Annotated in this window: 23 protein-coding genes; 21 read left to right on the top strand and 2 right to left on the bottom strand. The window is 47.7% G+C overall.

Features of this window, described 5'->3' with window-relative positions; translation table 11 throughout:
• The 5 genes from truB to L1278_RS10535 all read left to right on the top strand — a co-directional run bounded on the left by truB (position 1) and on the right by L1278_RS10535 (position 4,850).
• On the top strand, positions 1 to 696 hold the full coding sequence (gene truB, locus L1278_RS10555) for a tRNA pseudouridine(55) synthase TruB (protein ID WP_253403687.1): 696 nt from the start codon (positions 1 to 3) through the stop codon (positions 694 to 696).
• Positions 680 to 1,609, top strand: a complete 930-nt coding sequence (locus L1278_RS10550; RefSeq protein ID WP_253403685.1) for a bifunctional riboflavin kinase/FAD synthetase — start codon at positions 680 to 682, stop codon at positions 1,607 to 1,609. The genes truB and L1278_RS10550 overlap by 17 nt, the downstream gene beginning before the upstream one ends.
• Before the next feature lie 164 nt (positions 1,610 to 1,773).
• The gene (locus L1278_RS10545) at positions 1,774 to 2,472 is read left to right on the top strand and encodes a CoA transferase subunit A (protein WP_253403682.1); all 699 of its coding nucleotides are present in this window, start codon (positions 1,774 to 1,776) and stop codon (positions 2,470 to 2,472) included.
• A gap of 11 nt (positions 2,473 to 2,483) precedes the next feature.
• The gene (locus tag L1278_RS10540) at positions 2,484 to 3,140 is read left to right on the top strand and encodes a CoA transferase subunit B (protein WP_253403680.1); all 657 of its coding nucleotides are present in this window, start codon (positions 2,484 to 2,486) and stop codon (positions 3,138 to 3,140) included.
• Between the two features lie 159 nt (positions 3,141 to 3,299).
• Positions 3,300 to 4,850, top strand: coding sequence for a bifunctional GNAT family N-acetyltransferase/carbon-nitrogen hydrolase family protein (locus L1278_RS10535; RefSeq protein WP_253403678.1), 1,551 nt, complete (start codon positions 3,300 to 3,302; stop codon positions 4,848 to 4,850).
• A 78-nt stretch (positions 4,851 to 4,928) separates the two neighbouring features.
• Here the strand turns inward: L1278_RS10535 and L1278_RS10530 are convergent, their stop codons facing one another.
• Positions 4,929 to 5,882: a chain length determinant protein gene (locus L1278_RS10530; protein WP_253403676.1), complete on the bottom strand. Its 954-nt coding sequence runs from the start codon at positions 5,880 to 5,882 to the stop codon at positions 4,929 to 4,931.
• Positions 5,883 to 6,166: 284 nt separating this feature from the next.
• Between L1278_RS10530 and L1278_RS10525 the strand changes: the two genes are divergently transcribed.
• From L1278_RS10525 to L1278_RS10450, 16 genes are all read left to right on the top strand, one after another.
• The gene (locus L1278_RS10525; RefSeq protein WP_253403674.1) at positions 6,167 to 7,483 is read left to right on the top strand and encodes a flippase; all 1,317 of its coding nucleotides are present in this window, start codon (positions 6,167 to 6,169) and stop codon (positions 7,481 to 7,483) included.
• Between the two features lies 1 nt (position 7,484).
• Positions 7,485 to 8,186: an FkbM family methyltransferase gene (locus tag L1278_RS10520; RefSeq protein ID WP_253403672.1), complete on the top strand. Its 702-nt coding sequence runs from the start codon at positions 7,485 to 7,487 to the stop codon at positions 8,184 to 8,186.
• 85 nt (positions 8,187 to 8,271) lie between these two features.
• A complete protein-coding gene (locus L1278_RS10515; protein ID WP_253403670.1) occupies positions 8,272 to 9,207 on the top strand; it encodes a nucleotide-diphospho-sugar transferase in 936 nt (311 codons plus the stop codon).
• A gap of 3 nt (positions 9,208 to 9,210) precedes the next feature.
• On the top strand, positions 9,211 to 10,455 hold the full coding sequence (locus L1278_RS10510; RefSeq protein WP_256488582.1) for a glycosyltransferase family 4 protein: 1,245 nt from the start codon (positions 9,211 to 9,213) through the stop codon (positions 10,453 to 10,455).
• A 117-nt stretch (positions 10,456 to 10,572) separates the two neighbouring features.
• A complete protein-coding gene (locus L1278_RS10505; protein ID WP_253403666.1) occupies positions 10,573 to 11,682 on the top strand; it encodes a glycosyltransferase in 1,110 nt (369 codons plus the stop codon).
• Between the two features lie 37 nt (positions 11,683 to 11,719).
• Positions 11,720 to 12,565 carry a glycosyltransferase family 2 protein gene (locus L1278_RS10500; protein ID WP_253403664.1) on the top strand — a complete coding sequence of 282 codons (846 nt, stop codon included), beginning with the start codon at positions 11,720 to 11,722 and terminating at the stop codon, positions 12,563 to 12,565.
• 78 nt (positions 12,566 to 12,643) lie between these two features.
• On the top strand, positions 12,644 to 13,831 hold the full coding sequence (locus L1278_RS10495) for an O-antigen ligase (RefSeq protein ID WP_253403657.1): 1,188 nt from the start codon (positions 12,644 to 12,646) through the stop codon (positions 13,829 to 13,831).
• Positions 13,821 to 14,621: a glycosyltransferase gene (locus L1278_RS10490; RefSeq protein ID WP_253403655.1), complete on the top strand. Its 801-nt coding sequence runs from the start codon at positions 13,821 to 13,823 to the stop codon at positions 14,619 to 14,621. Before L1278_RS10495 ends, L1278_RS10490 begins: the two co-directional genes overlap by 11 nt.
• Positions 14,618 to 15,931, top strand: coding sequence for an O-antigen ligase (locus L1278_RS10485; RefSeq protein WP_253403653.1), 1,314 nt, complete (start codon positions 14,618 to 14,620; stop codon positions 15,929 to 15,931). The genes L1278_RS10490 and L1278_RS10485 overlap by 4 nt, the downstream gene beginning before the upstream one ends.
• Before the next feature lie 184 nt (positions 15,932 to 16,115).
• Complete coding sequence (locus tag L1278_RS10480) at positions 16,116 to 17,498, top strand: undecaprenyl-phosphate glucose phosphotransferase (protein WP_253403651.1); 1,383 nt, start codon at positions 16,116 to 16,118, stop codon at positions 17,496 to 17,498.
• 56 nt (positions 17,499 to 17,554) lie between these two features.
• A complete protein-coding gene (gene hisS / locus L1278_RS10475; RefSeq protein ID WP_253403649.1) occupies positions 17,555 to 18,961 on the top strand; it encodes a histidine--tRNA ligase in 1,407 nt (468 codons plus the stop codon).
• 8 nt (positions 18,962 to 18,969) lie between these two features.
• A complete protein-coding gene (hutH, locus tag L1278_RS10470) occupies positions 18,970 to 20,475 on the top strand; it encodes a histidine ammonia-lyase (protein ID WP_253403647.1) in 1,506 nt (501 codons plus the stop codon).
• A gap of 384 nt (positions 20,476 to 20,859) precedes the next feature.
• Entirely contained in the window at positions 20,860 to 22,809 is a 1,950-nt protein-coding gene (locus L1278_RS10465) for a gliding motility-associated C-terminal domain-containing protein (RefSeq protein WP_253403645.1), read from the top strand.
• Positions 22,810 to 22,823: 14 nt separating this feature from the next.
• Complete coding sequence (locus L1278_RS10460; RefSeq protein ID WP_253403644.1) at positions 22,824 to 23,198, top strand: nuclear transport factor 2 family protein; 375 nt, start codon at positions 22,824 to 22,826, stop codon at positions 23,196 to 23,198.
• A gap of 344 nt (positions 23,199 to 23,542) precedes the next feature.
• Entirely contained in the window at positions 23,543 to 23,878 is a 336-nt protein-coding gene (locus tag L1278_RS10455; protein WP_116544553.1) for a YbaB/EbfC family nucleoid-associated protein, read from the top strand.
• Positions 23,868 to 24,890, top strand: coding sequence for a glycosyltransferase family 2 protein (locus L1278_RS10450; RefSeq protein WP_253403642.1), 1,023 nt, complete (start codon positions 23,868 to 23,870; stop codon positions 24,888 to 24,890). The genes L1278_RS10455 and L1278_RS10450 overlap by 11 nt, the downstream gene beginning before the upstream one ends.
• On the opposite strand, the gene L1278_RS10445 is transcribed toward L1278_RS10450, so the two are convergent.
• The gene (locus tag L1278_RS10445) at positions 24,885 to 25,103 is read right to left on the bottom strand and encodes a PspC domain-containing protein (RefSeq protein ID WP_007654962.1); all 219 of its coding nucleotides are present in this window, start codon (positions 25,101 to 25,103) and stop codon (positions 24,885 to 24,887) included. The two genes, L1278_RS10450 and L1278_RS10445, sit on opposite strands and share 6 nt — an antisense overlap.
• Between the last annotated feature and the right edge of the window lie 30 nt (positions 25,104 to 25,133).

The following is a 25,133-nucleotide window of genomic DNA, read 5'->3' as shown; positions in this document are numbered from 1 at the left end:
ATGAATTACAACTTCGAAACGGGCGAGATCCTGTTACTTGATAAACCGCTTACCTGGACCTCGTTTGACGTGGTAAAGAAAGTGCGCAACACCCTCCGCGTAAAAAAGATCGGCCACGCCGGCACCCTCGACCCTCTGGCTTCGGGCCTGCTGATCCTGTGCACCGGTAAATTCACGAAGCGCATTGACGAGATACAGGCGCAGGAGAAAGAGTATACCGGCACTATCACGCTCGGCCAGACAACGCCTTCCTACGACCTGGAAACGCCGGTAAGCGAAAGCAAAGACATCAGCCACCTTACCCCAGCCGATATACAGGCAGCTTCCGATAGCTTTGTAGGCACCATTGAGCAGATCCCTCCTATTTACTCGGCCGTGATGATAGACGGCAAGCGCGCCTACGACCTGGCCCGCAAAGGCAAGGAGGCTGAAATGAAACCGCGCACCGTTACGATTAAAGCATTTGAGATCACGAATATAGAAGGTGCAGTTATCTCCTTTAAAGTGATCTGCAGCAAAGGCACCTACATCCGTAGCCTGGCGCATGACCTGGGACAGAAGCTGGGTGTAGGCGCACACCTCTCGGCGCTCGTGCGTACCCGTATCGGGGAGTATAAGCTGGAAGATGCCCTTACCATAGAAGACATACAGCAGATCAGAAGAGCCCAACTCGAAGCGAATGGAAGTAATTCGTGATATAGCTGATTTTCCTAAACTGAGTTTCCCGGTGGTGACCAGCGGCACTTTTGATGGTGTGCATGTGGGCCATCAGAAAATCCTGCAGCGGGTGAAGGAACGCGCCCGCCAGACCGACGGTCAGAGTGTGGTCATCACCTACTGGCCGCATCCGCGCCTGGTGCTCTTCCCAGATGACAACGACCTCAGGTTACTTTCCACCATTGAGGAGCGCGTGGAGCAGTTACGTAGCTTCGGCATCGATTACCTGCTGATCATCCCGTTCACCAAAGCATTTTCCCGCCTGAGCTCCCGCACTTTTATAGAAGACGTGCTGGTGAAGGCGATCCATACCAAAGTCCTCGTTATCGGCTACGATCACCGTTTCGGCAAGAACCGCGAGGGCAGCTTTGAGCACCTGAAAGCCCGTTCCGCGCAATATGGTTTTGAGGTGGAAGAGATTCCGCGTCAGGATGTGGACGACATTGGCGTGAGCTCCACCAAAATCCGCAAGGCAATCGAATCAGGTGACATACCGACTGCCAACCGCTACCTGGGCCATACCTATACCCTAACCTCTACTGTGGAGGAAGGCAATAAGCTTGGCCGCACCATCGGTTTCCCGACCGCCAACCTCGCCCTACCTACGCCGCACAAGCTTATACCTGCCCATGGTGTGTATGCCGTTTGGGTCAGGCACGAAGACCAGCGCCTGCCTGGCATGATGAACATTGGCGTTCGTCCGACTGTGGACGGTTCACACCTTACCCTGGAAGTGCACCTAATCAATTTTGAGGGTAATCTTTATGGCCAAACCCTAACTGTTGAGTTCGTAAAAATGCTGCGCCAGGAACAGAAGTTCGACGGTCTGGATGCTCTGAAGGCACAGTTGGCGAAAGACAAGGAAGCTAGTCTGCGCACGTTAGTCTCTTAGGGTATTTCACCTTATATAAATCCTATTTCACCTAAAAAACGGAAAGCCATACGTTGTATATGGCTTTTTTTCTATCTATATTACCTTTTCTATAGAATCAATCGTTTAACAGCTGCCTATGCAGGTATAGCTATACCTTGCAGGGCGTAAGCACATTATAAACTATGATAAATAAAACTGTAAAGAACGTACAGGAAGCCCTGCAGGGTGTACAGGATGGCATGACCTTCATGCTGGGAGGCTTTGGCTTGTGCGGCATCCCCGAGAACGCCATACACGAACTGTTACGCCTGGGCGTGAAAGACATAACCTGTATCTCAAATAACGCTGGAGTGGACGACTATGGTATTGGGCTGCTTTTGCAAAAGCGACAGGTCAAAAAGATGATTGCCAGTTACGTGGGCGAGAATGCCGAGTTTGAGCGTCAGTTATTGAGTGGTGAACTGGAAGTTGATTTGATTCCACAAGGTACGCTGGCAGAGCGCATCCGTGCCGGTGGTGCCGGTATACCTGCTTTCTTTACCCCTGCCGGCTACGGCACCGAAGTGGGCGAAGGCAAAGAGAGCCGTGAGTTCAATGGCAAGATGTATTTGATGGAGCAATGGCTAAAGGCTGACTTCTCGTTTGTGAAGGCCTGGAGAGGCGACACGGCCGGCAACCTGATCTACAAAGGCACAGCCCGTAACTTCAACCCGATGATGGCTACAGCCGGCAAAATTACGGTGGCGGAAGTAGAAGAACTGGTACCCGCTGGCGAGCTGGACCCGAACATGATCCACACCCCCGGTATCTTCGTGCAGCGCATTTTCCAGGGCGAGAAGTACGAGAAGCGTATTGAACAGCGCACAGTTAGAACTGCTTAAATCACAGCAACATGGGACTTGATAAAAATCAAATAGCGAAACGAATCGCAAAAGAAGTAAAGAACGGGATGTACGTTAACCTGGGCATTGGTATACCTACGCTGGTGGCCAACTACATTCCGGAGGGCGTGGAAGTGGTGTTGCAGTCAGAGAACGGGCTGCTGGGCATGGGCCCCTTCCCTACCGAAGACAAAGTGGACGCCGACCTGATCAACGCTGGCAAGCAGACCATCACAACGCTTCCTGGCTCCTCCATCTTCAGCTCTGCCGAGAGTTTTGGCATGATCCGGGGGGAGCACGTGGACCTGACTATCCTGGGCGCCATGGAGGTGTCAGAACAGGGCGATATAGCCAACTGGAAGATACCGGGCAAGATGGTGAAAGGTATGGGCGGCGCCATGGACCTGGTGGCCTCTGCTAAAAACATCATTGTAGCGATGCAGCATACCGCCCGCGACGGCTCGTCAAAACTCCTGAAGGAATGCACACTGCCGATCACGGGCGTAAAGTGCATCAAGAAAATTGTAACTGACCTGGCCGTGCTCGAAGTAACCGAAGATGGCTTCAAACTGCTGGAGCGCGCGCCTGGTGTGACAGTAGAAGAAATTCAAAAGGCAACCGAAGGACGCTTGATCGTAGAAGGAGACATTCCAGAAGTGCAGCTCTAAGAAAGCTATACCTCTCATATTAAAAAGCGCAGTGTCAAAGCTGCGCTTTTTCTTTTTAAATTTGCCTCAGGTCGGTAAATCCCGATTTCAATTAAAATATCATATCAAAACGATACTTGCTTCACGTATACCTGAAGCAAGCAACCCCAATCCTGAAACATGAGTGAAAAAATAGAAGCGAACTCTGAGCACCGGCTATTATTGCGCCAGCTGGAGCTCAAAGATTACAAAGAAGTAAAAGAGATCATGGATCTGGTGTACTCGAACATCGATGGCGCTTGGACCCGCAAAGAGTTTTCCAACCTCCTCAAAAAATTCCCAGAAGGGCAGATCTGTATAGAAGACAAAGGCAAGGTTGTGGCCGTGGCGCTCAGCCTGATTGTAGACTACAGCGTGTATGGCGATAAGCATACCTACGACCAGATCATTGACAAAGGCACTTTCAAGTCGCATGACCCTGAGGGCGAGACCCTGTACGGCATCGACGTGTTCGTGCACCCGGATTATCGCAACATGCGCCTGGGCCGCCGCCTCTACGACGCACGTAAGGAAATCTGCGAAAATCTGAACCTGCGAGGCATCATAGCCGGTGGCCGTATACCTGGCTACAAGGACTACGCCGACAAACTGACGCCGGCCAAGTATATCGAGATGGTGCGAAATAAGGAGCTCTCAGACCCGGTACTGTCCTTTCAGCTCAGCAACGATTTCCACGTACGCAAGATCCTTAAAGGCTACCTGCCGGACGACACCGAGTCGCGCGCCTATGCCACCCTGTTAGAGTGGATCAACGTGTATTATGAAGAAAAGGAAAAGCTCCTGGGCGGTAAGAAGACCATCGTCCGCATAGGTATTGTGCAGTGGCAGATGCGGGCCGTCAAAGACATTGACGACTTTATGCAACAGGTGGAGTTCTTTGTGGACACCGTCAGCTCCTACAAGTCCGACATGGTGGTTTTCCCTGAGTTCTTCAACGCGCCGCTGATGGCCCTGACCAACGAGGAGTCACCATCAGAAGCCATCCGGAGTATGGCTGAGTACACGGATGAGATCCGGGAGCGCATGATCCACATGGCCCTCTCCTACAACATCAACATCATAGCGGGCAGCATGCCGGAGTACTACGACAACAAGCTCTACAACGTGAGCTACCTCTGTCGCCGTGATGGCACCTACGACAAGCAGTACAAGCTACACGTCACACCAGACGAGTCGCATTACTGGGGTATGCGCGGTGGTCACAAGCTCAAGATATTCGACACGGACATCGGCAAGATTGGCATCCTGATCTGCTACGACGTGGAGTTCCCGGAACTGGCCCGCATGCTCTCTGACATGGACATGAAGATCCTGTTTGTGCCTTTCTGGACGGACACCAAGAACGCCTACCTCCGGGTTCGACTCTGCGCCCAAGCCCGCGCCATCGAGAATGAGTGCTATGTGGCTATTACAGGTAGCGTAGGCAACCTACCCAAAGTGGAGAATATGGACATCCAGTACTCGCAATCAGCTGTTTTCTCACCTTCCGACTTTGCCTTCCCGCACGACGCCGTGGTAGCCGAAGCTACTCCGAACACCGAGATGACCCTGATCGCCGACCTAGACCTGGACCTGCTCAAGGACCTGAATACAGCCGGTAGTGTAAGAAACTTGAAAGACCGCCGTAAGGATCTTTATAATCTGAGCTGGGTTTTAAGGCAGGAAGAGTAATAGTATACTGTTAAAGCAGAATTCCCGCTTCTCCTAAAGAAGCGGGAATTCTGCTTTAAAACAATAAGTTAGTTAGCATTAAGCAGTTGCCTGCTTTTTGGCTTCCCGATTCAGTGCCACTATACAACCAATTACAAATGCAATCAAGGCTCCGATAGCAATGTAGCTAAGCAGATTTGGTCCTGTAGGACGTAATCTCGGTACAAATCCTGTTACAATTTCGACATTGTCGAGCTTTTCCAAATCGGCCTCCAATTTTACCTGCTCTTTGTACATCGTAATACTCTCTCGGTATAAATTGGTCGGGTCGATTGGCTGTCCATACACAAATCCATTCACCGGGCCTCTAGGCTCACTGACATTCGTTTTCATGCTGTCGATAGAAGATATTTCACCCTTCAGTTTAGACACCATATTCTCTACCTGGCGCTGCTTTATTCTCTTCTGCCTAGCAAAATACCGGTTGTTCTCCAGGTAATTGGTGAAAGCAGGCTCCATGGTTTCAAAAAGAGTCCTGTCGTATAAGGACAGTTCAATTCGGAAAGGAGAACCGGTCAGTACGCTATCCTCCTGAATCCTATCCTGGTCCAGATTTGAGAAACTCATCTTTTTGATTTGGCGGGCAGCCTCAGTGTTAATGTCCAGCCTCTCAGCTACTGCTTCGTAGTTCTCTTCTGCTACCATCAAAGACAACTTATTTAGCTGATCTTCAATAAATTCGTTTCGGATGTTAGCCAGCATCAGCGTCATGGAAGAGGTATAGTAAGCTTTGGTGATTAGAGTCAATCCGTACCCGATTCCGCTTCCTAACAATATGAAAATCAGAAGTAATCCTATATTATTTTTCGCAGCCCTAGCAGTAAACGCAATGCCTCTGGAGACTTTATTGAAAAATCTTCTTATTAAATCAAATAAAACAATCAGATCTACCTCATCGTTTGCCTTGGGCATTTGCTCACGCTCTTTGAATTGTTGCATACCATCAAAATTTGCCAAATATACCGCTAAAATTTCAGATGCAATATTTACCATATTAAAAGGTAAATATTTTTAATAGCTTTGCATTTATTACAATTAGAAGTGTGACATCACGACTTCAGAAACATTAATGGGACTAATCTAAATTGCTATTTGTGCCTCAGGAGCTTACTTAAAAACAGCTGTCTTCGAAGATTAGTAGATTCCGCGCTGTACTGAACAACAAGCATTAGTAGACATCTGATTTACTCTAACTTGACATATTGAAAACATAATTTTGCTAAGGCCCATACAACATTACTCTTATGTTAGATGATGTAAATAGGCCGAGGTGCCTGATGACTACCATTGTACATAAATTTTTAAGACTGGGCTCCAGCAAAATAGCTACGAACATCCTCTGGCTACTTTTTGATAAGGGACTAAGAATAGGTTCTGGACTTATTATCGGAATTTGGATAGCAAGGCATTTGGGGCCCGACCAATTTGGTAAACTGAATTATGGGCAAGCTTTTATCGCCATATTCTCCGCTTTTGTAAGCCTCGGCCTTGACACTACGCTGGTAAGAGAGATTGTCAGAGGAGAATATGAGAAAAGCAAGCTCCTTGGTACCGGCTTTTTACTTAGACTTTTTGGTGCAGTCATCGCGCTTATCATCGTTATTGCTGCAGCGTTCGGATTAGAATATGCTCAAGACCAGCAATCTTTTGGGATAATACTGATTCTTGGATTTGGCCTGATTTTTCAATCCGTGGATGTGGTAGACCTGTATTTGCAGGCCCATCTGAGATCAAAAATTTCGGTAATACTCAAGAACACAGCGCTACTTCTATCTTCATTATTTAAAGTATACCTCCTTCTTAATGATTATCCGGTAAGCTATTTTGCGCTGGCCATTTTATTAGATATGGGACTAGCCGCCATGTTTTTACTAGGCTACTCTTATAAAAGTTTAGCAGTCAGGTTAAGCTCATGGCAGTGGGATGCTACTATTGCTAAATCGCTAATGCAGTCGAGTTGGCCTCTCATTATTTCAGCTTTAACCGTAATAGCCTACATGAGGGTTGACCAGCTCATGATAAAGAATATGTTAGGCTCTGCTTCTGTCGGTAATTACTCAGCAGCTGTCCGTATCACTGAGCTTTTCTCTATTTTGCCGGTAGTCATTACCAATTCTGTTTTTCCCTCCTTAGTAAGTGCATACAAAGACACATTGCTGTATCACAAAAAGTTAGTGAAGCTCTACAGCATTTTGATTTACAGTAGTATTATCCTGGCAATCGTGACGACTTTTCTCAGCCCTTTGATAATTTCTTTGTTATATGGGCAGCAGTACCAGGAGGCAACACCGGTTCTGACTATCCATGTCTGGTCTACTATCTTTATTTTCCTGGGCGTGGCAAGTAGTCAGCAACTGGTGATAGAGGGTCAGACGAAAGTAACGCTTTATAGAACCGTGCTCGGCCTTACATCAAACATCATTTTGAATGTAATTCTAATACCAGGTTATGGCATTAATGGAGCAGCCATAGCTACATTGATCTCTTATGCAATTTCTTCTTTTTTAAGTAATTTTATTTTCAGAAGCACACAATCCATAAACTTACTATACCTTAAAGGTATACTTCCTCCCAGGGAAATAAACAATATTTAATATGTATCAGAGAGTTAAGCGTTACATAAACAAAGTCATTGATTTAAGATATGGAAGAGTATCTTATTCTCAGGAAGGGGAAGATCTGTTGCTTGACAGGATATTTGAGTATGCTCCCACTGGCTTTTTTGTTGATGTGGGCGCTCATCATCCCAAACGGTTCTCTAACACATACATATTCTATAAAAAAGGCTGGCGGGGTATTAACATAGATGCAATGCCTGATAGCATGAAGCTCTTTCGTGAAACCCGTCCTCATGACATCAATTTAGAGCTCGGCATCTCTAAAACAAAGCAAACATTAACATACTACATGTTTGATGAGCCTGCTCTTAATGGCTTCGACAAAAAACTCTCTGAGGAACGGGACAATAAGACCAGCTATAAGATTATAGACAAAAAAGATGTACAGACTCTCCCGCTTGGCGAGTTGCTTGACACTTACATTCCCCCGGGAGTGGAAATATCATTTATGTCCATAGACGTTGAGGGCTTAGACCTTGAGGTGCTGGAATCAAACGATTGGGTGAAATACAGACCTGCTGTTGTTCTGATTGAAATTCTCCATTCAACGATGGAGGATATCTTTGAATCGCCTGTCCATATGTTCCTCACCGAAAAGAATTATGGGATCTACTGTAAGACACCTAATACCTTGTTGTATAAAAACAAGCAGCTGGACAGGAGAGAAAACACGAAATAGAGATTAACATTTGCATATTATTCTTAGCGCTAAAAGACGCTTCTTAACATAAATACACAGGCTATTTTGCGCTACTCATTTTAAGATGGAAAGTACCCAAAACCCTATTGTTGGCAATTCACTGCATACCGCAGTTCTGTTCATTGTCTTTAACCGACTCGAAACCACCCGGAAAGTCTTTGAATCTATACGTCAGTCAAGACCGCCCAGGCTATACCTGGCTTCGGATGGCCCCAGAGAAAATGTAGCTGGCGAACTTGAGAAGGTGCAGGCAGTAAGAACATTTATTACAGACAATGTTGATTGGGACTGTGAGGTAAAAACCCTATTCCGACTCACAAACCTTGGATGTGGAAGAGCCGTAAGTGGCGCAATTTCCTGGTTTTTTGAACACGAAGAATGCGGCATTATCCTGGAAGATGATTGTTTACCAAGCCAGAGCTTCTTTAGGTATGCAGAGGAAGCTTTGATTAAATACAAAGACCACGAAAACATATATGGTATAACCGGGGATTACCGGGCTCCTGTAAGTCAGGCTATTGCCGACAAAGCATCTTTGGTCAGTTTTCCTTTGATCTGGGGATGGGCAACCTGGAGGCGTGTCTGGGAAAAGTACGATAGACAGATGAAAAACTGGACGGGCAATATTGATGATGTCCCTGCGCTGCGAGATGCACCTGAAGATACTAGAAGATACTTTCAGCGATCCTTTCATAAAACAGCCATTGGAGAAATAAACACATGGGATTACCAACTTTCTTTTCAGATGTTGATGAATAATGCCAAATTCATTTCTCCTAACACCAATATGGTGTCCAATATAGGTTTTGGGGAAGACTCAACTCACTTAGTAGCCGTTGATCCAACACATAGTGCTATACCTGCCCATGAAGTAGAAGTTGACTTGAGTGAATTTGTTGACAATGGGTATGACCAGTGGCTTTATACTCATGCTTTTAACCGCAAGTCTGCCACAACGCGGGCTTTCAACAAATTGCGCAGGCTTGTATTGGGGATGTAGCGGATGAGGGTAGTGCATGTAAATACATCTGAAACGCAAGGGGGTGCCGCACGTGCTGCATCCAGAATTCACAAGGCCCTATTGCAAACAGGAATAGACAGCCATATGCTCGTGCAGTCAAAAGAAACTGATGACTGCACTGTAATGGGGCCTGGTACGTCTATGCAAAAGGCGGCAGCTATTATTAGACCTTTTTTGGACAAGTTGCCAAAGCTCTTCTATAAAAACGGTCCAAAAGCCCACTTTTCGGCTGCCTGGGTTCCTATGAGCGGCATAGCTAACAGAATTAATGCGCTGAAGCCTGATATTGTGCATCTGCATTGGATAGGCGAGGGCATGATGAGCATCGAAGAAATCGCACGGATCAAGTCTCCTATAATCTGGACGTTGCATGACAGCTGGGCATTTACAGGTGGTTGTCACGTAAGGCTTAGCTGCGAAAGGTATTTGGATGGCTGCGGTAGCTGCCCTGTTCTAGGTTCTAGGCGGCAACGCGACTTAAGCAGTATCGTTTTTAACCGCAAGAAAAGAACCTATTCCAAAATTAAGAACTTTTCCATCACCGCACCTAGTAAATGGCTGGCAGAATCTGCTGCAGCAAGTAAGTTACTCGGCGAAAGAAAAGTGGTTCCTATACCTATACCTCTCGACACCCGCTCCTTCTCGCCTGTTGCTAAGTCGGTAGCAAGAAACATATTAAACCTACCGGAAAAGAAACAGTTCATACTATTCGGCGCAAAAAACGCATTGGGCGACCAGAATAAGGGCTTCACCCTTTTATTAGATAGCCTGAACAGAATTCAAACTGAAGATGTAGAGCTATTGATCATCGGTAGCAACAAGCCAGCTATACCTTTCGAAACAGGTATAGAAACTCACTACTTGGGTACGATACACGACAACATCGCATTACAAATAATATACAGCGCGGCCGATGTTACGGTTGTCCCGAGTTATCAGGAGGCTTTTGGTCAAGCTGCAACCGAATCCATGAGCTGCGGTACCCCTGTTGTCGCGTTCGGAACTACGGGGCTTCTCGATATTGTTGATCATAAAGCCAATGGGTATCTTGCTGAGCCATACAGCACCGCTGATTTGGCAAAAGGAATTGACTGGGTGCTTTCAAATAAAAACAATGAGACCACCGGCCGTGCTGCACGAGAGAAAGCGGTGAGCGCTTTTGATGTAAGTGTAGTAATCCAGGCTTATTTAGAACAGTATAAAAAAGCTTTAGGCATTGGTTCATAATAGGTTACGAAACTTGCTTATATATTTACCAAAGGAGTTTATTGGCAATTCTAACGTACCTTTCATTTACAATCTTTAGTTTTGTAGCTGTTCAAGCTTATTTACCACACCCTTTCCATGAAAGTAGTCCATGTAGTTGAGTGTTTTGCAGCCGGCACGGCACACTTTATTAACCTGCTGACACAGTACACTTCCTGCGAGCATGTTGTCATTCATGGAGAGCGGGTGGATGAAACCAGCGCTGAGGCAGTTAAAGCTAAATTCCCGAAAGGAGTCAGTTTCATACACTGGAAAAATGCCCAGCGGGAAATCAGGCCTGGTCAGGACCTCAAAGCTTTGACGGAACTGATTCAAATTTTGAAAGGCATTGAAGGAGCTGATGTTGTTCACCTACATTCTTCCAAGGCTGGTTTTATAGGCAGGGCAGCCTGCTTCCTGTTAGGTAAAAAGCAGGTGATCTATACCCCGAATGGCGCTCCCTTTGCCCGTGCCGATGTTTCTCCCAAAAAGAAATCACTCTACATCCTCCTGGAGAAAGTTGCCAACAAGCTTTCTGGCCAAGTGGTATGCTGCTCATCCTCAGAGGCGCACAGTTATGAAGAGATCGGCATCAAAACGTCTTTTATCAACAACGGTACTGCTCTACCAGACTGGTCTACCCCAGTTCAGCCAACTGAACCGGGAAAGCCCTTCACGATCGTAACCTGCGGCCGGATCACTGAGCAGAAAAATCCTTTACTGTTTAACCGTATAGCCATGGCTTTTGCCAACCAGCAGGATGTAAAATTTGTATGGATAGGCGAAGGAGAGAAAGTACAACGAGAAATTCTGAGTGCCGATAATATTGATATTACGGGTTGGCTGTCAAAACAAGAAGTAGAGAGCACCGTTAGATCAGGTGACCTATACCTGTCCACTTCTTTATGGGAAGGCTTGCCTTTTTCAGTTCTGGAAGCTCTTAGTTTAGGAAAATGTCTACTTCTGTCAGACTGCGTGGGAAACAGAGATCTGGTAAAGGATGGTTATAACGGGTTCAGTTTTCTGACAGCAGAAGAGGCCATCAGCAAAATACAGTGGCTTATGCAAAACAGGGAGAACCTTCGCCAAATGGAACAAAACTCCCGGGAATGGAGTGAAAAAGAATATGACATACGTATTGTTTCCCAGGAGTACCAGCGCCTGTACGCCCAAATTGCAGGTAAAGACCACATGATTAAGGTGATGTAGAGCCTTAGCCTTATCTGTTTACAAAGTTTACTATACCATGGCCCACACGTTGTCAGGAGGATACCGCCTAAATAAATCTGAAACGAGATCGCAAACGGGTGTTCTAGTGTCGGTGATCACCATTGTCTACAATGGTGAGAAGTACTTAGAGCAAACCATCCAAAGCGTTCTTTCACAGAGCTACAAAAACATAGAATATATTATAGTAGATGGTGGGTCTACGGACGGTACACTCGATATCATCAGGAAATACGACAGTCAACTGGCTTATTGGAAAAGCGAGCCTGACAAAGGTATAAGCGATGCCTTTAATAAAGGAATTACCCTCGCCACGGGAGACTTGGTGGGTATACTGAATGCCGACGACTGGTATGAGCCGGAGGCCATCTCCAATATGGTCGCCCACTATGAGCCGGAAAGTGTGTTGCACGGCAACAAGCAGTATTGGAACCAGGACGGCAGCAAAGCGCACCAGGCAAGGCCCAATCTGGACATCCTGCCCCTGGAAATGAGCCTGAACCATCCCACTGTATTCGTCAGCAAGACCCTCTACGACAGGTATGGCGTCTTTGACCTCAACTATAAACTGGCAATGGACTACCACCTGTTACTACGCCTTTACAATGCTGGGACGAAGTTCATTTACGTGGATCTTATTATCACCAATATGAGGCTAGGCGGCGTATCGGCGAATATAGAAGGATGTTATCGCGAGGTCCTTAGAGCAAAGAACGAGGTATTTGGCAACAGGATCACTCATCAGATTTACTACTACTGGACCATGATGCGGTACAAGATCTCGCAGGCTTTAACTGACACGCCCTTGTCTTTTATAAACCATTTCTACCGGACCCGTATCTCCCCTATAAAGAAGCAATATTAGTTTTTGGGAACATTATTTTCCTAATTTTACATTTTGTCAGCTACTTTGCAGCACATTGCGCTGATCCTATTAACTAAGATGCGACTCACGGTAAACAGCTTCGGTTTATATCTATTTCTGTTCTTTCTGTTTCTCAACCTGCAGAACCTGGGTTTGACGGGCTGGATACTGGTTGAGGGCACAGCAATCAAGCTTTACCACTATTTTGCGCTCTTATTTATACCTTTCCTTTTTTACAAGCCAAAGAGCGAGCTGCTCAAAATTCCATCCTATGTATTTGAGTATTTTGCAGGTATAACGTTAATTTCCCTGCTGCTTTTTCTGGTATACCCGTTCAACAGGCTTCTGGTAAATCACCTGTTCGCCTTGTACGCTTTTGTTATTGGTTACTACATTGCAGGGACCATTACTCAAGAGCAAGTCTTTAAAGTCCTCCAGCAGGCGGCTTTGCTTGTTTTCATCATCATTGTTGGCAAACTTTTCTTCCATATCCCGGAGATTAAGCGCTTTATGAAAGCCCCGGACGGTCACCCAGACATTTATACCCTCTATGGAGGGGGCACAAACCTGGAAGCAACCTGGATGGGGCTGAACACGGCCCTTTTCATTAACCGGAAAAGGCTCTTCTACCTGGTGCTAATTGTCACACTGGCAGTTAGCATGATTTATGCCTCCAGAGTTGGCGTTGTGATTGCTATTCTGGTAGCCGGTTTCAAATTTATATCTGCCACAACCTCCAAACAGGAGCGACGCGCTATTGTTATGCTGGGTTTAATGGCAGTGCTGGCTTTCATTTTTTTCATTGATTTGGATAACCTGGCCGAGAAGGTATACGCTCTGCAGCGGTTCACAGAGTTCGGCAGCAGTACCGACAAGGGTATGGGTGGCCGATTTGCGATGTGGCAATATTATGGTTCAGCGCTCTGGGATAGCAAATTTATGGGCTATGGTGCCGGCAATGGCATTTACGCCTTAGAGTCGATATCAGGAATTGACTATGAGGAAGACAACCTGCATAACCTGTACATGCAGCTCCTGATCGAGTTTGGCATTATTGGCTTGCTTTTATACCTTATCGTGGTGTATAATATCAGCATCAAGGCTCTCAAGTCCCGGTTAAGTAATCCCTTGGCCATTATCATTCTGGTTTATTTTATTGCATCTCTTATTCAGTTCAGAGGCACTGATGCGTTGATCTGGTTGTATATCGGCCTGTTTTTAAAGATTGAAACAAACAAAATTAAGTTGGCTGCCAATGAGCAATGATATCGTTGTCCTGATTCCGCATTATAACAATCCGGCAGGATTGGAAAGCTCGTTGAACTCAATAGTCTTTCCTACGCCTATCCAAATCTTGGTAGTGGATGATGGCAGCCATACCAAGCCGGATGAAGATCGGCTCCAACAATTGTACCGGAATAGGCTGAGGATTACGTTCCTTTATAACAAGGTAAACGAAGGGATAGAAAGGACGCTTAACAATGGGCTGAAGTATATACAGGAGAAGATGCCATATCAGTACATTGCCCGGCTTGACTGTGGCGACACCTGTGCTCCCGACCGGTTTATAAAACAAAAGCAGTACCTGGACGCGCATCCTGAGGTATACCTGATCGGCTCATGGGTCGAGTTTGTAGACGGAGAGGGGAAGAAAGTCTATACCTACAAGGCCCCTTCCGAGCATAAGGACATTGTTAAAAACATGTACCTGAAGTGCAGTTTTATACACCCATCTGTGATGTTCCGTGCAGCAGCTCTGAACGAAATAGGCCCATACCCTATCAACTACAAAGCCGCCGAGGATTACGCGTTCTTTTTCAGGTTTATACAACGGTATAAAACATATATCATACAAGAAGTGCTGACGTACTGTGAAATCAATCCGGGCGGTATTTCACACACGAAGCGAAACATTCAGCTTAAAAGTAAAATAAGAATATTATTAGATAACAGAACGCCTTCTTTATACTTTGTTGCTGGCCTGCTCAGAAATCTGACCTTACGTGCCCTACCCTACAGCTTTGTATCCAAAGCTAAGGTCATACTCCTTAAATGAAAGCACTCATCCAGACATCTAAAAAGGAAAAACTCATTCAAAGAGGCTATTTCTTCAGCTTGCTTTTGATAGCGGTGTCGCTCTTTTCTCCAAAGCAGGCCCCTACTAACATATCCATCATACTGTTTGCGCTGGTGTGGCTCCTGGAGGGAAATTGCAAGGCGAAGTATCAAAAATTAGTTGCAAATCGGGTAGCCGTTTCATTTATAGCACTGTTCGCACTATACCTGGTCGGCGTTCTTTACACAGAGGATTTTGGAGTCGGTATCAAGAGTTTGGAAACCAGATCCTCATTGTTAGTTTTCCCTTTGCTGATTGGCTCAGCCACCATCAGACAGGACTACTTGCATAAGTCCCTGCTCACATTCGCTTATACCTGTGCAGTACTTAGCCTTGTGGCACTTGTGTACCAAACCTTTGTCGTGCTGGAGAAGAATGACTTTAATTATTTTTTCAGCGACGGGCTGGTGTCCATTATGGGAAAACAGGCTGCATACTATGCGATTTATGTTGCTTTTTCGATCCTGATACTCGTCCATAACCTTTGGGAGCAGTTTTCAGGTATAGGATGGAGGAGGAAGATTTTGTCGGTGGTGGTCATACTATTTTTGCTGTTCTTTCTTTTCCTTTTAGCCTCCCGAACTTCCCTTGGCATCCTGCTTCTCATTCTATTCGCGAGTCTGGTCGGTGTTGGTGTCAGGTATGGTAGGCTTAAATATACGCTAGCAATGGTCGCAGCCTTACTGGCATTTATAGTTGGACTTTCTATAGTGTTTCCCCAGACGGTGTCACGTTTCAAGAGCCTGCGCAACATAAGCTATGATTTCTCCAATACAGCCGATATTTATCACTTTTCAGGAGAAGACAGTGAGGCCAAATGGAACGGGTTAAACCTACGGCTAGCCAAATGGGTATGTGCTGTTGATGTGATCAGGCAAAACCCGTTTGGCGTGGGCACAGGTGATGTGAAAGACGAATTAGTAGAAGCCTACCGAAACAGGAACTTCACTTATGCTGCAGAGAACCGTTTCGATCCCCATAATCAATTTCTGGACACCGCTGTTGCAATTGGCATACCTGGTTTAGCAGTATTGTTGTGCTGCTACCTGCTTCCCCTCTTTATCGCTCTCAAAAATAGGAGTTGGCTGTTAGGATGCTTTGTTATATTAATCATAGCTTGTTCGATCACGGAATCAGTTTTATCTAGTGCGCAGGGTGTTATATTCTTTTGCTTTTTCTTGTTCATTTTGCTGAAAGCCACTGCATTCAATAGGTCGACTAATGGGACAGTTTATAATGTCCCGCGTTAGATTGACTTAAAGGCTCTAGAGTTGCTGAATAACTGTCACATTAAATTATACGAGTGCTACTCCTGTTTCTAATTTGCTACAGGTAAATGCAGTAAAACTACTTATTTACGGACATAAGTAATAAGCACACAAAACATACATGGAGTATAAATTATTCTTTTGATATATTTGTAGCGATCTTTTTATGTCCGGCTTATATAATAAATACATCAGACCGCTGCATGCGGTCGGCGACGCGGTTTCTATCGCGCTATCTTTTGCTCTCGCCTATCAGGTAACAGGAGAGCAAACTGCTACACTGACATTTTCAGGCTACATACAGCTTTTGCTGTATGCACTATTTGCCTGGTATACGTGCTCTCTTCTGCTAGGAACTTTCAAAATTTATCGTGCAGTGTCTATAAATAGACTCCTGCTGAATGCTCTACAGGTTATATTGCTGTATGTCCTTCTGTTTCAGACTATCATACAATTATTTGACCTCCAGGGCTTAACTCGCCAGTTTCTATTCATCCACTATGGTTTTTTGGCTTGCTTTGTAGCCTTCTACCGTTTTGTAGTGCTTATCCTGCTGCGGCATTTCCGAAGAAAAGGCTATAACAAACGGTTTGTAGTGATTGTGGGGATGGGAGAAGCCGGCAAAGAGCTTCGTCGCTTTTTTGAGGTTCACCCGGAGTATGGCTACCATTTTATGGGTTTCTTTGATGACAAGGCCGTAGGTGAGCCGGACGTGCTCGGCTCAATAGCTGATATTGCGGGTTATCTGGAGGAAAATCATATCGACGAGATTTACTGCTCCCCTTTTGAGCTTCCTCGTAATCAGATCATCCGATTAATGAACGATGCCGACGACCGCCTTATCCGTATGAAGTTCTTGCCAGAGCCGGGCACTTTTCATCATACCCGCATGAAGCTAGACTTTCACGACATGCTTCCTGTGCTGGTGTTCCGCTCCATCCCGCTCGATGATACGTTCAATAAGGTCATTAAGCGCGCCTTTGACATACTTTTTTCCTCCGTAGTGATTATCCTGGTTCTCTCCTGGTTGATTCCACTACTGGCACTGCTCATCAAGATTGACTCACGAGGACCAATTTTCTTTGGGCAGGAGCGCTCTGGTATCAACTATAAAACATTTCGCTGCTGGAAGCTCCGCTCCATGTATGTCAACAATGAGGCGAACTCGCTGCTGGCCCGGCGTGGCGACTCCCGAATTACGCGTGTAGGGGCATTCCTACGCAAAACCAGCCTAGATGAACTTCCCCAGTTCTTCAATGTGTTCATGGGACAGATGTCGATCGTTGGCCCACGCCCCCACATGCTCAAGGTGAATGAAGAGTACGCCATGGTGGCTGAGAAGTACATGGTGCGCCATTTCATCAAACCAGGTATAACGGGCTTGTCTCAGGTGCGCGGTTATCGGGGCGATACCAGCTCAAACTACCAGATCCGCGGCCGCGTGAAACTCGACATCTTTTATCTTGAGAACTGGTCTTTCTTCCTGGATCTAAAAATTGTCTTCTATACTGTGTATAATATGGTGCGCGGGGAAGACAACGCATTTTAAAAATCAGCCCGTGCATTTGCTCCTGTTTTAGTAACTTCGCCTTCAAAGTTGAAAACATGAGCAAGGAAAAACCTTCTATACCTAAAGGAACACGCGACTTTGGCCCCGCCGTGGTGGTCAAGCGCAACTATATATTTGGCGTCATCAAGCGCACTTTCGAGAAATTCGGCTACCTGCCACTTGAGACTCCCGCCATGGAGCAACTCTCCGTGCTCACAGGCAAGTACGGCGACGAAGGCGACCAATTGATCTTCAAGATCCTGAACTCAGGTGATTTCCTGTCCAAAACCACTGCCGCTGACATAGAGCAGGGCTCTAAGCACATCACCCGCAAGATCTCCGAAAAAGCACTCCGCTACGACCTGACGGTACCTTTCGCCCGCTTTGTGGTGATGAACCGCAACGAGATCAGCTTCCCTTTCAAGCGTTACCAGATTCAGCCGGTTTGGCGTGCCGACCGTCCGCAGCGGGGCCGTTACCGCGAATTTTACCAGTGCGACGCTGATGTGGTAGGTACCAATTCACTTCTATGCGAGGCGGAGATTGTGCAGATGATTGACGAAGTGTTGGGTAGCTTAGGTATGACAGATTTCACGATCAAGATCAACCACCGGGGTATACTGGCAGGTATAGCTGAAGCCATTGGTGAGAAAGGCCGTGAGGGCGATATTTGTGTGGCCATCGATAAGCTCGACAAAATCGGGGCAGAAGGTGTTCGCAAAGAGATGCTGGAACGAGGTATAGCCGAGGACGCTGTGAACAAGTTGGAGCCGCTTTATGATCTGAAAGGCTCAAACAAAGAACTACTAGACCAATTACAAACCCTACTTGGAAACACCGAAGAAGGCCAGCGTGGATTGAAAGACCTACAGGAGGTATGGGAGTACTTGGACAATCTGGGCAGCGATGCCATCTCAACACAGAACCCGTCTGGTCAGCCACGCCTGCAGCTGGACGTTACACTGGCCCGTGGCCTCTCCTACTACACCGGTTGCATCTTCGAGGTGAAGGTGAACAATGCCAACATGGGCAGCATCAGCGGCGGTGGTCGTTACGATAACCTGACGGGCATGTTCGGCATGCCGGGCGTATCGGGTGTGGGTTTCTCGTTTGGCGTGGACCGCATTTACGATGTACTCGAAGAACTGCAGCTTTTCCCGGCCAGCAGCGAGGTTGGTACGAAGGTGCTGATTGTGCAATTCGATAAAGAATCGGAGCGCTACGCCCTGCCGCTGCTTCAGAAACTGCGCAACGCTGGTATAGCTTCGGAGTTATACCCGGAAACTGCTAAGCTGAAGAAGCAAATGAGCTATGCTGACCAGAAAAATATCCCGTTTGTGCTGCTGATCGGTTCCGAAGAGATGGCATCCGGCAAACTGAAGCTGCGCGACATGCAGACCGGTGAACAGGACGAACTTTACATCGACGACATCATTGCCCAGCTGAAATCTGAAGCAAACTAAACAACAACATGAGCGACATCCACCATATCTCCAGCCAGCACCTAAGCCTGGAGCGCATCGAGGAAATCATCAGCCGCAGGTATAGCCTGGCCCTGCCGCAGGAGGCGGAGGAGCGCATTCTGCACTGCTACAACTACCTGCACCGCAAAATTGCCAGCACCGATAAGAGCATCTACGGCATTAATACCGGTTTCGGATCGCTTTACAAAAAGCAGATCTCGCACGATAACCTCGAACAGCTGCAGCGCAATCTGGTAATGTCGCATGCCTGCGGGATGGGCGACGAAGTGCCGGCCGAAGTGGTGAAACTGATGCTCCTGCTCAAAATACAGTCGCTGGCCTATGGCAACAGTGGGGTGCAACTGCAGACAGTGAAGCGCCTGATCGATTTTTATAACCGCGACATTTATCCGATCGTGTACCAGCAGGGTTCGCTTGGGGCAAGTGGCGACCTGGCTCCGCTGGCGCACCTTTGCCTGCCGCTGATCGGCTTGGGAGAGGTATATTACCAGGGTTACCGACTGGAGAGCCGCCATGTGCTCGAGATGTTCAGTTGGGAACCGGTCGCTTTGCAGGCCAAAGAGGGCCTTGCTTTGTTGAACGGCACCCAGTTTATGAGTGCCTATGGAGTGCATTGTCTTCTGCAGGGTCGCCGTTTGTCCCGCACAGCTGATGTGGTGGGCGCCTTGTCGCTGGACGCTTTTGATGGACGCATCGAGCCGTTTAACCACCTGATCCACCAGGCGCGTCCGCACCTGGGGCAACTGGAGACGGCCGCCACGTTCAGACACCTGCTGCAGGGAAGCGAACTGATCAGCCAGTTTAAGCAACACGTGCAGGACCCCTACTCTTTCCGCTGCATTCCGCAGGTACATGGCGCTTCCAAAGACGCCATCAGCTATGCTGAAGGAGTGATTCTGACCGAAATCAATTCCGTGACCGACAACCCGAACATCTTCCCGGACGAGGACGAGATCATTTCAGGCGGTAATTTCCACGGGCAGCCCTTGGCACTGGCGCTGGATTTTATGGCGATCGCTCTGGCAGAGTTGGGCAGTATATCAGAGCGTCGCACGTACCAACTGATTTCCGGCAGCCGCGGTTTGCCGGACTTCCTGGTGGCAGAACCTGGCCTGAACTCCGGCTTTATGATCACGCAGTATACGGCCGCATCTATCGTAAGTCAGACCAAACAGCTTTGCACCCCGGCTTCCATCGACACCATCCCATCGTCTAACGGACAGGAAGACCACGTGAGTATGGGCTCCAATGCGGCAACGAAGCTGTTTAAGGTGGTGCAGAATGTAGAGCGCGTGCTGGCCATTGAACTGATGAACGCTGCGCAGGCGATGGAATTCAGACGTCCGCTACGTACCGCCCCTCAGTTGGAACAACTAGTGGCCGATTTCCGGGAGCAGATTCCTTTTGTAAGTACCGACCGCGTGATGCATCCGGACATGGAGCGCAGCGTGGACTTTATCAGAACCTGTCGTTTGCCTGTAGCTCAGGCTTAAACTATAAGTTACACCACTAAAAATCCGCAATAGTCTTTAGGGCTGTTGCGGATTTCTATTTTATACCTGCAAGAATTGATTCTCACTTTTACATTTAATAGCTCCTTAATTTACCTATACCTGCATGTTGAACTTGTAGGTGGAGCCTTTTATCCCTGCCTATACCTAGACGTATCATTTCATCACTTTCAAAGAAACTTTGCTGAACTATACTTCCACCGGAGGTTAAACCTATGTTCTTGCAGAGAGTCCTACTTTACCAAAATCATTACAGAATGAAAAAAAAGTAACCCGAGTCCCCCGCTCCTATACCTGAAATTTAGGCAGAAGCTTTTCTCCTATTTCTTGCTTGCCTATATTCGTAGCATACCCTATACCTATCATTTGAGACTGCTGCTGTTCATATCACTTCTGCTGGCTGCTATACCTGTCCTGGGGCAGGAAGGCTGTTTTCGGGCAATACAGAACGGGCAGGAAGTGAAAGTGATTTGTGCAGGTATACCTGTTTTTTTTGAGGACTGCAACGCAAATGAGAACGCTCAGTACACGACTTTCTATGACCCCGGTCCCGCGGCATTTGACCCTCAAAATTTTGAGCAGAGCGAATTAGTGAATCGTGGTGCTGATGGCCGTTTTCAGTTTACCTACACAGAGCCAGGCAAATACATCATCACGCAGATTATTAACCGGGGAGGTGGAAACAGCACCACCATAGAGCCCATGGAGTTTGAAGTGGTAGCAACTCATGCTCCCAGTTTTACGGTGCAGCCCTGCGCCAGCAGATCGGTTCAGGTAACGATTTCCGACATCGGCTACGACCTGTACGATATTGATTATGGTGATAATACACTGGTGAAAGACGTAAAAGCCGGGGATCAGCCGCGCTATACCTACCCAGGTACCGAGCCATCCTATACCATCACGTTGCGCGGCAAGTACACTGGCAGCTCCTGCGAGACAAGCAGTTCAAACACGCTTACACTCCTGCCGACTCCTCCCACACCAGTTATCGCACAGCTGGAAGTTCTGCGGGAGGCAGCAGACGGTGAAATCCTGTTTACGTTCGTAAATCTGCAGCCAGTTTACCGGTATGTGCTGGAACGACGCGCAACAGCAAACGGCAATTTCGAAGCCATCCACACAACCTCACCCCTTACGCAAACCAGTTTGGCTGATTACAGAATCGGCAACGTAGATACCCGGCAACCCATACAGTTCCGGATCCGCCCTGCTGATAATTGCGGTAAACAATTGCCGATATTTTCAGCACCTGTCAGCAGCCTCGTATTGGGTGTGCAGGCAGGCAATGAACTGGCAAACCTCCGTTGGTCAAGTATAGCAGGAGCTGTGCAAGGGTACCAGGTATACCGCGACGGCAATCAGACTGCGGAGTTGAACAGCAGCACGACCACATACACTGACCCTAACCTGAGCTGCGGACAAAACTACTGCTACCAAATCAATAGTATCCTGAATAATGGGCAGAGTCGCTCGATCTCTGCTTCCCGCTGTCTGCAGGCCACTTCTACTACCACCCCACCCGCCGGCTACCTCTACAGCACCTATGATGAGAACAACCGGATACAGCTTAAACTGACTATTCCGGATGGTCAGACAGCCCAACAGGTTCGCTACCAGCGCAGCATTGACGGAGTGCCGTTTACTGATCTGGTAACCAGCGAGCAGACGGTATTTACAGACCCATTGCAGCCTTTGAGTCCGGTGTGTTACCACGCCGGCTATACCAATCCCTGCGAGCGCAGCTCGACTCTCAGCAACACCACCTGCCCCGTATACCTGATCGCACTGCCCCAGGAGAATAACCCGAACATCACGTTGGGCTGGATGGGCTACGTGGGTTTTCCGGATGGGGTGGGCGGCTATACCCTGGAGCTGTTGGACGCCGACAACCGCGTTGTCCGCAGCATACCTGTTTCAGGAAACACCTACCTGGAGCGTAGCCCGAGCGAGGAACTGCAGGAGCTGCGTTACCGCATCCGGGTAACTTCCGGCAATGGCAGCGCCAGCTCTTTTTCCAACACAGTAATCATTCGGCAGCCTGTGCAGGTACACATCCCCAACGCTTTTACGCCTAACGGCGACGGGCTTAATGATGTGCTCGAAGTAAAAGGACGCTTCATTAAATCCTTCAGCATCAAGGTATACAGCAACATGGGGCAGGTCGTATTTTCCTCTGACGATCGAAACACCAATTGGGACGGCACCTACCAGGGCAAGCCAATGCCAGCCGGGGCCTATGCCTACGAGGTGAATATTGTGAGTAACTCCGGGGAGCCAAAGCAACGCATCGGAACCATTACTTTACTGCGCTAATCAGTAATCAGCCTATGACCAGAAAAGAAATCATCGAAGACTACATCAGGGCTTATAACAGCTTCGATGTGCAGGGTATGCTGCAGTACCTGCACGAGGAGGTAGAGTTTAAAAACATTTCCAATGGCGAAGTCAACCTATCGCTGCAAGGTATAGAGGCCTTTCGGAAACAGGCCGAGCAAGCTTCAAAGCTGTTCAAGGAGCGGGAGCAAGTGGTGCTTCACTATCAGGAGCAGGAGAACGCGGCAGCAGTCACGATTGCTTACAGGGCGGTACTGGCAACGGACATTTCCAAAGAATTGAAAGCAGGCGATACTCTCACGCTCAAGGGGAAGACGATCTTCGGCTTTCAGCAGGACAAGATCATTTCCATTGAAGACTACAGCTAGAGCTCATAAAAAGGGCAATTGGCACCTTTACATTGCTGTGCTAATCAAACAGGCGGGCAGGGTGCTTTTGAATACCTTCTCACCAATAAATATTAGTCATTTTTCTACCTGAGCCGCTATACCTTGAACGCTGGTCTTGCCCCAGGTAATCGACCAGCTTTGAGTTGAATATTTGCCATACCTGGCAGGTATAACTTCAGCATGATTCTCCTCAGGTACAAGACTATCGGCAGGACCTTCTCTTCCCTTTATTTCCCGATTAAAAGATATGCTTGTATATTTGTATACCCCCGGCGGCCGGGGGACGTTTATACCTGAACAGTACACCAAAAAGAAGATAGACTATGTTTGATATGATGGGCATGATGGGCAAGATGAAAGAAGTCCAAGCCAAAATGAAAGAAGCGCAGGACAACCTGCAGCACATTACCGTAACCGCTGAATCAGGCGCCGGCCTTGTGAAGGCGACCGTAAACGGGCAGCGCAAGCTCCTCAAAATTGAGATCGACGACTCCATTCTGAACACCAATGACCGCGACATGGTGAACGACCTGGTGGTAGCCGCCGTGAACAATGCCATGCTAACGGCGGGCGAGCGCGCACAGGAAGAAATGAAGAAGAGCACCGAAGGCCTTTTACCTAACATCCCCGGTTTAGATTTAGGAAACTTTGGCCTCTAATCCCAGCCTCACGGCTATTGTCATACTTAACTGGAACGGACTCCGCTATCTGCAGGAGTTCCTGCCATCGGTTGTGGAAAACAGTCCGGGCTGTGAGGTCATCGTGGCCGACAATGCCTCTACCGATGGCTCCATCCCTTTTTTACAGGAGCATTTTCCGCAGGTGCGCATTATTCAAAACGACGACAACTACGGTTTCTGCGAAGGTTATAACATTGCCTTGCGCCAGGTGGCAGCGAAGTATTATGTGCTGCTTAACTCGGATGTAGGTGTGCCACCGGGCTGGACGGAACCGATCATCCAGTTGATGGAGTCAGACGAGAACATCGCCGTTTGCCAACCCAAGATCGTTTCGCAGCAGCACCCTGACTTTTTCGAGTATGCGGGTGCGGGCGGAGGTATGCTGGACGCGCTCGGGTACCCTTATTGTCGTGGACGTATGTTTGAGACATTGGAAGAAGACAAAGGGCAGTATAATGATATAGTCGAGGTGTTCTGGGCAACAGGCGCTTGCATGTTTGTGCGGGCCAACGTGTTTCACGGACTCGGTGGGCTCGAGCCTGCTTTTTTCGCGCACATGGAGGAGATCGATTTCTGCTGGCGCGCCAAGAACGTGGGCTATAAGGTGATGTACAATGGGCACAGCCAGGTATACCATGTGGGAGGCGGCACACTGCACAAGTCAAATCCGCGCAAAACCTACCTGAACTTCCGGAATGGAATGGCGCTGCTGTATAAAAACCTGCCAGCCGGTGAGTTGTTTTCAACCCTTGTTATACGCATACTGCTGGATTGGCTAGCGGCCCTGCGTATGCTGGTAGCAGGCCAGGCATCTGACGCCAAGGCGGTGCTCAATGCGCACACCGATCTGCTGCGTAACAGCAAGTATTGGCGCAAGCGCAGAAAAGAACAGCAGCTGAAAGGTACTTTTCCGGCTATGTCAGGCGTTTACAGAGGAAGTATTGTGTGGCAGTACTTTGTGCGCCAACAGCGCACGGTGCAGGAGCTATAGGTCCCAGACAGTGCTGCGTTCGCGGCGCAGGTGCTTGCTTACGTTCATCCAAAAGGCCATTATAAAGTACAGGATGATGGGTGAGCCCAGTGTGAAAAATGAAATGTAGATGAAGGACAGGCGAATGCTGCTAGAGGCTATTCCAAGCTTCTCTCCCAACATGGCGCAGACACCAAAAGCCTGAGATTCGATAAAGTATTGTAGCCTTTTCACTTTCGTTTGATTTAAATTTAAAAGTAGGAA

The sequence above is a fragment of the Pontibacter sp. HSC-36F09 genome, assembly GCF_024171605.1.
Classification (GTDB): Bacteria; Bacteroidota; Bacteroidia; order Cytophagales; family Hymenobacteraceae; genus Pontibacter.
Note: the sequence above shows the minus strand (reverse complement) of the source record. Positions and strands in the feature narration are given on the sequence as shown.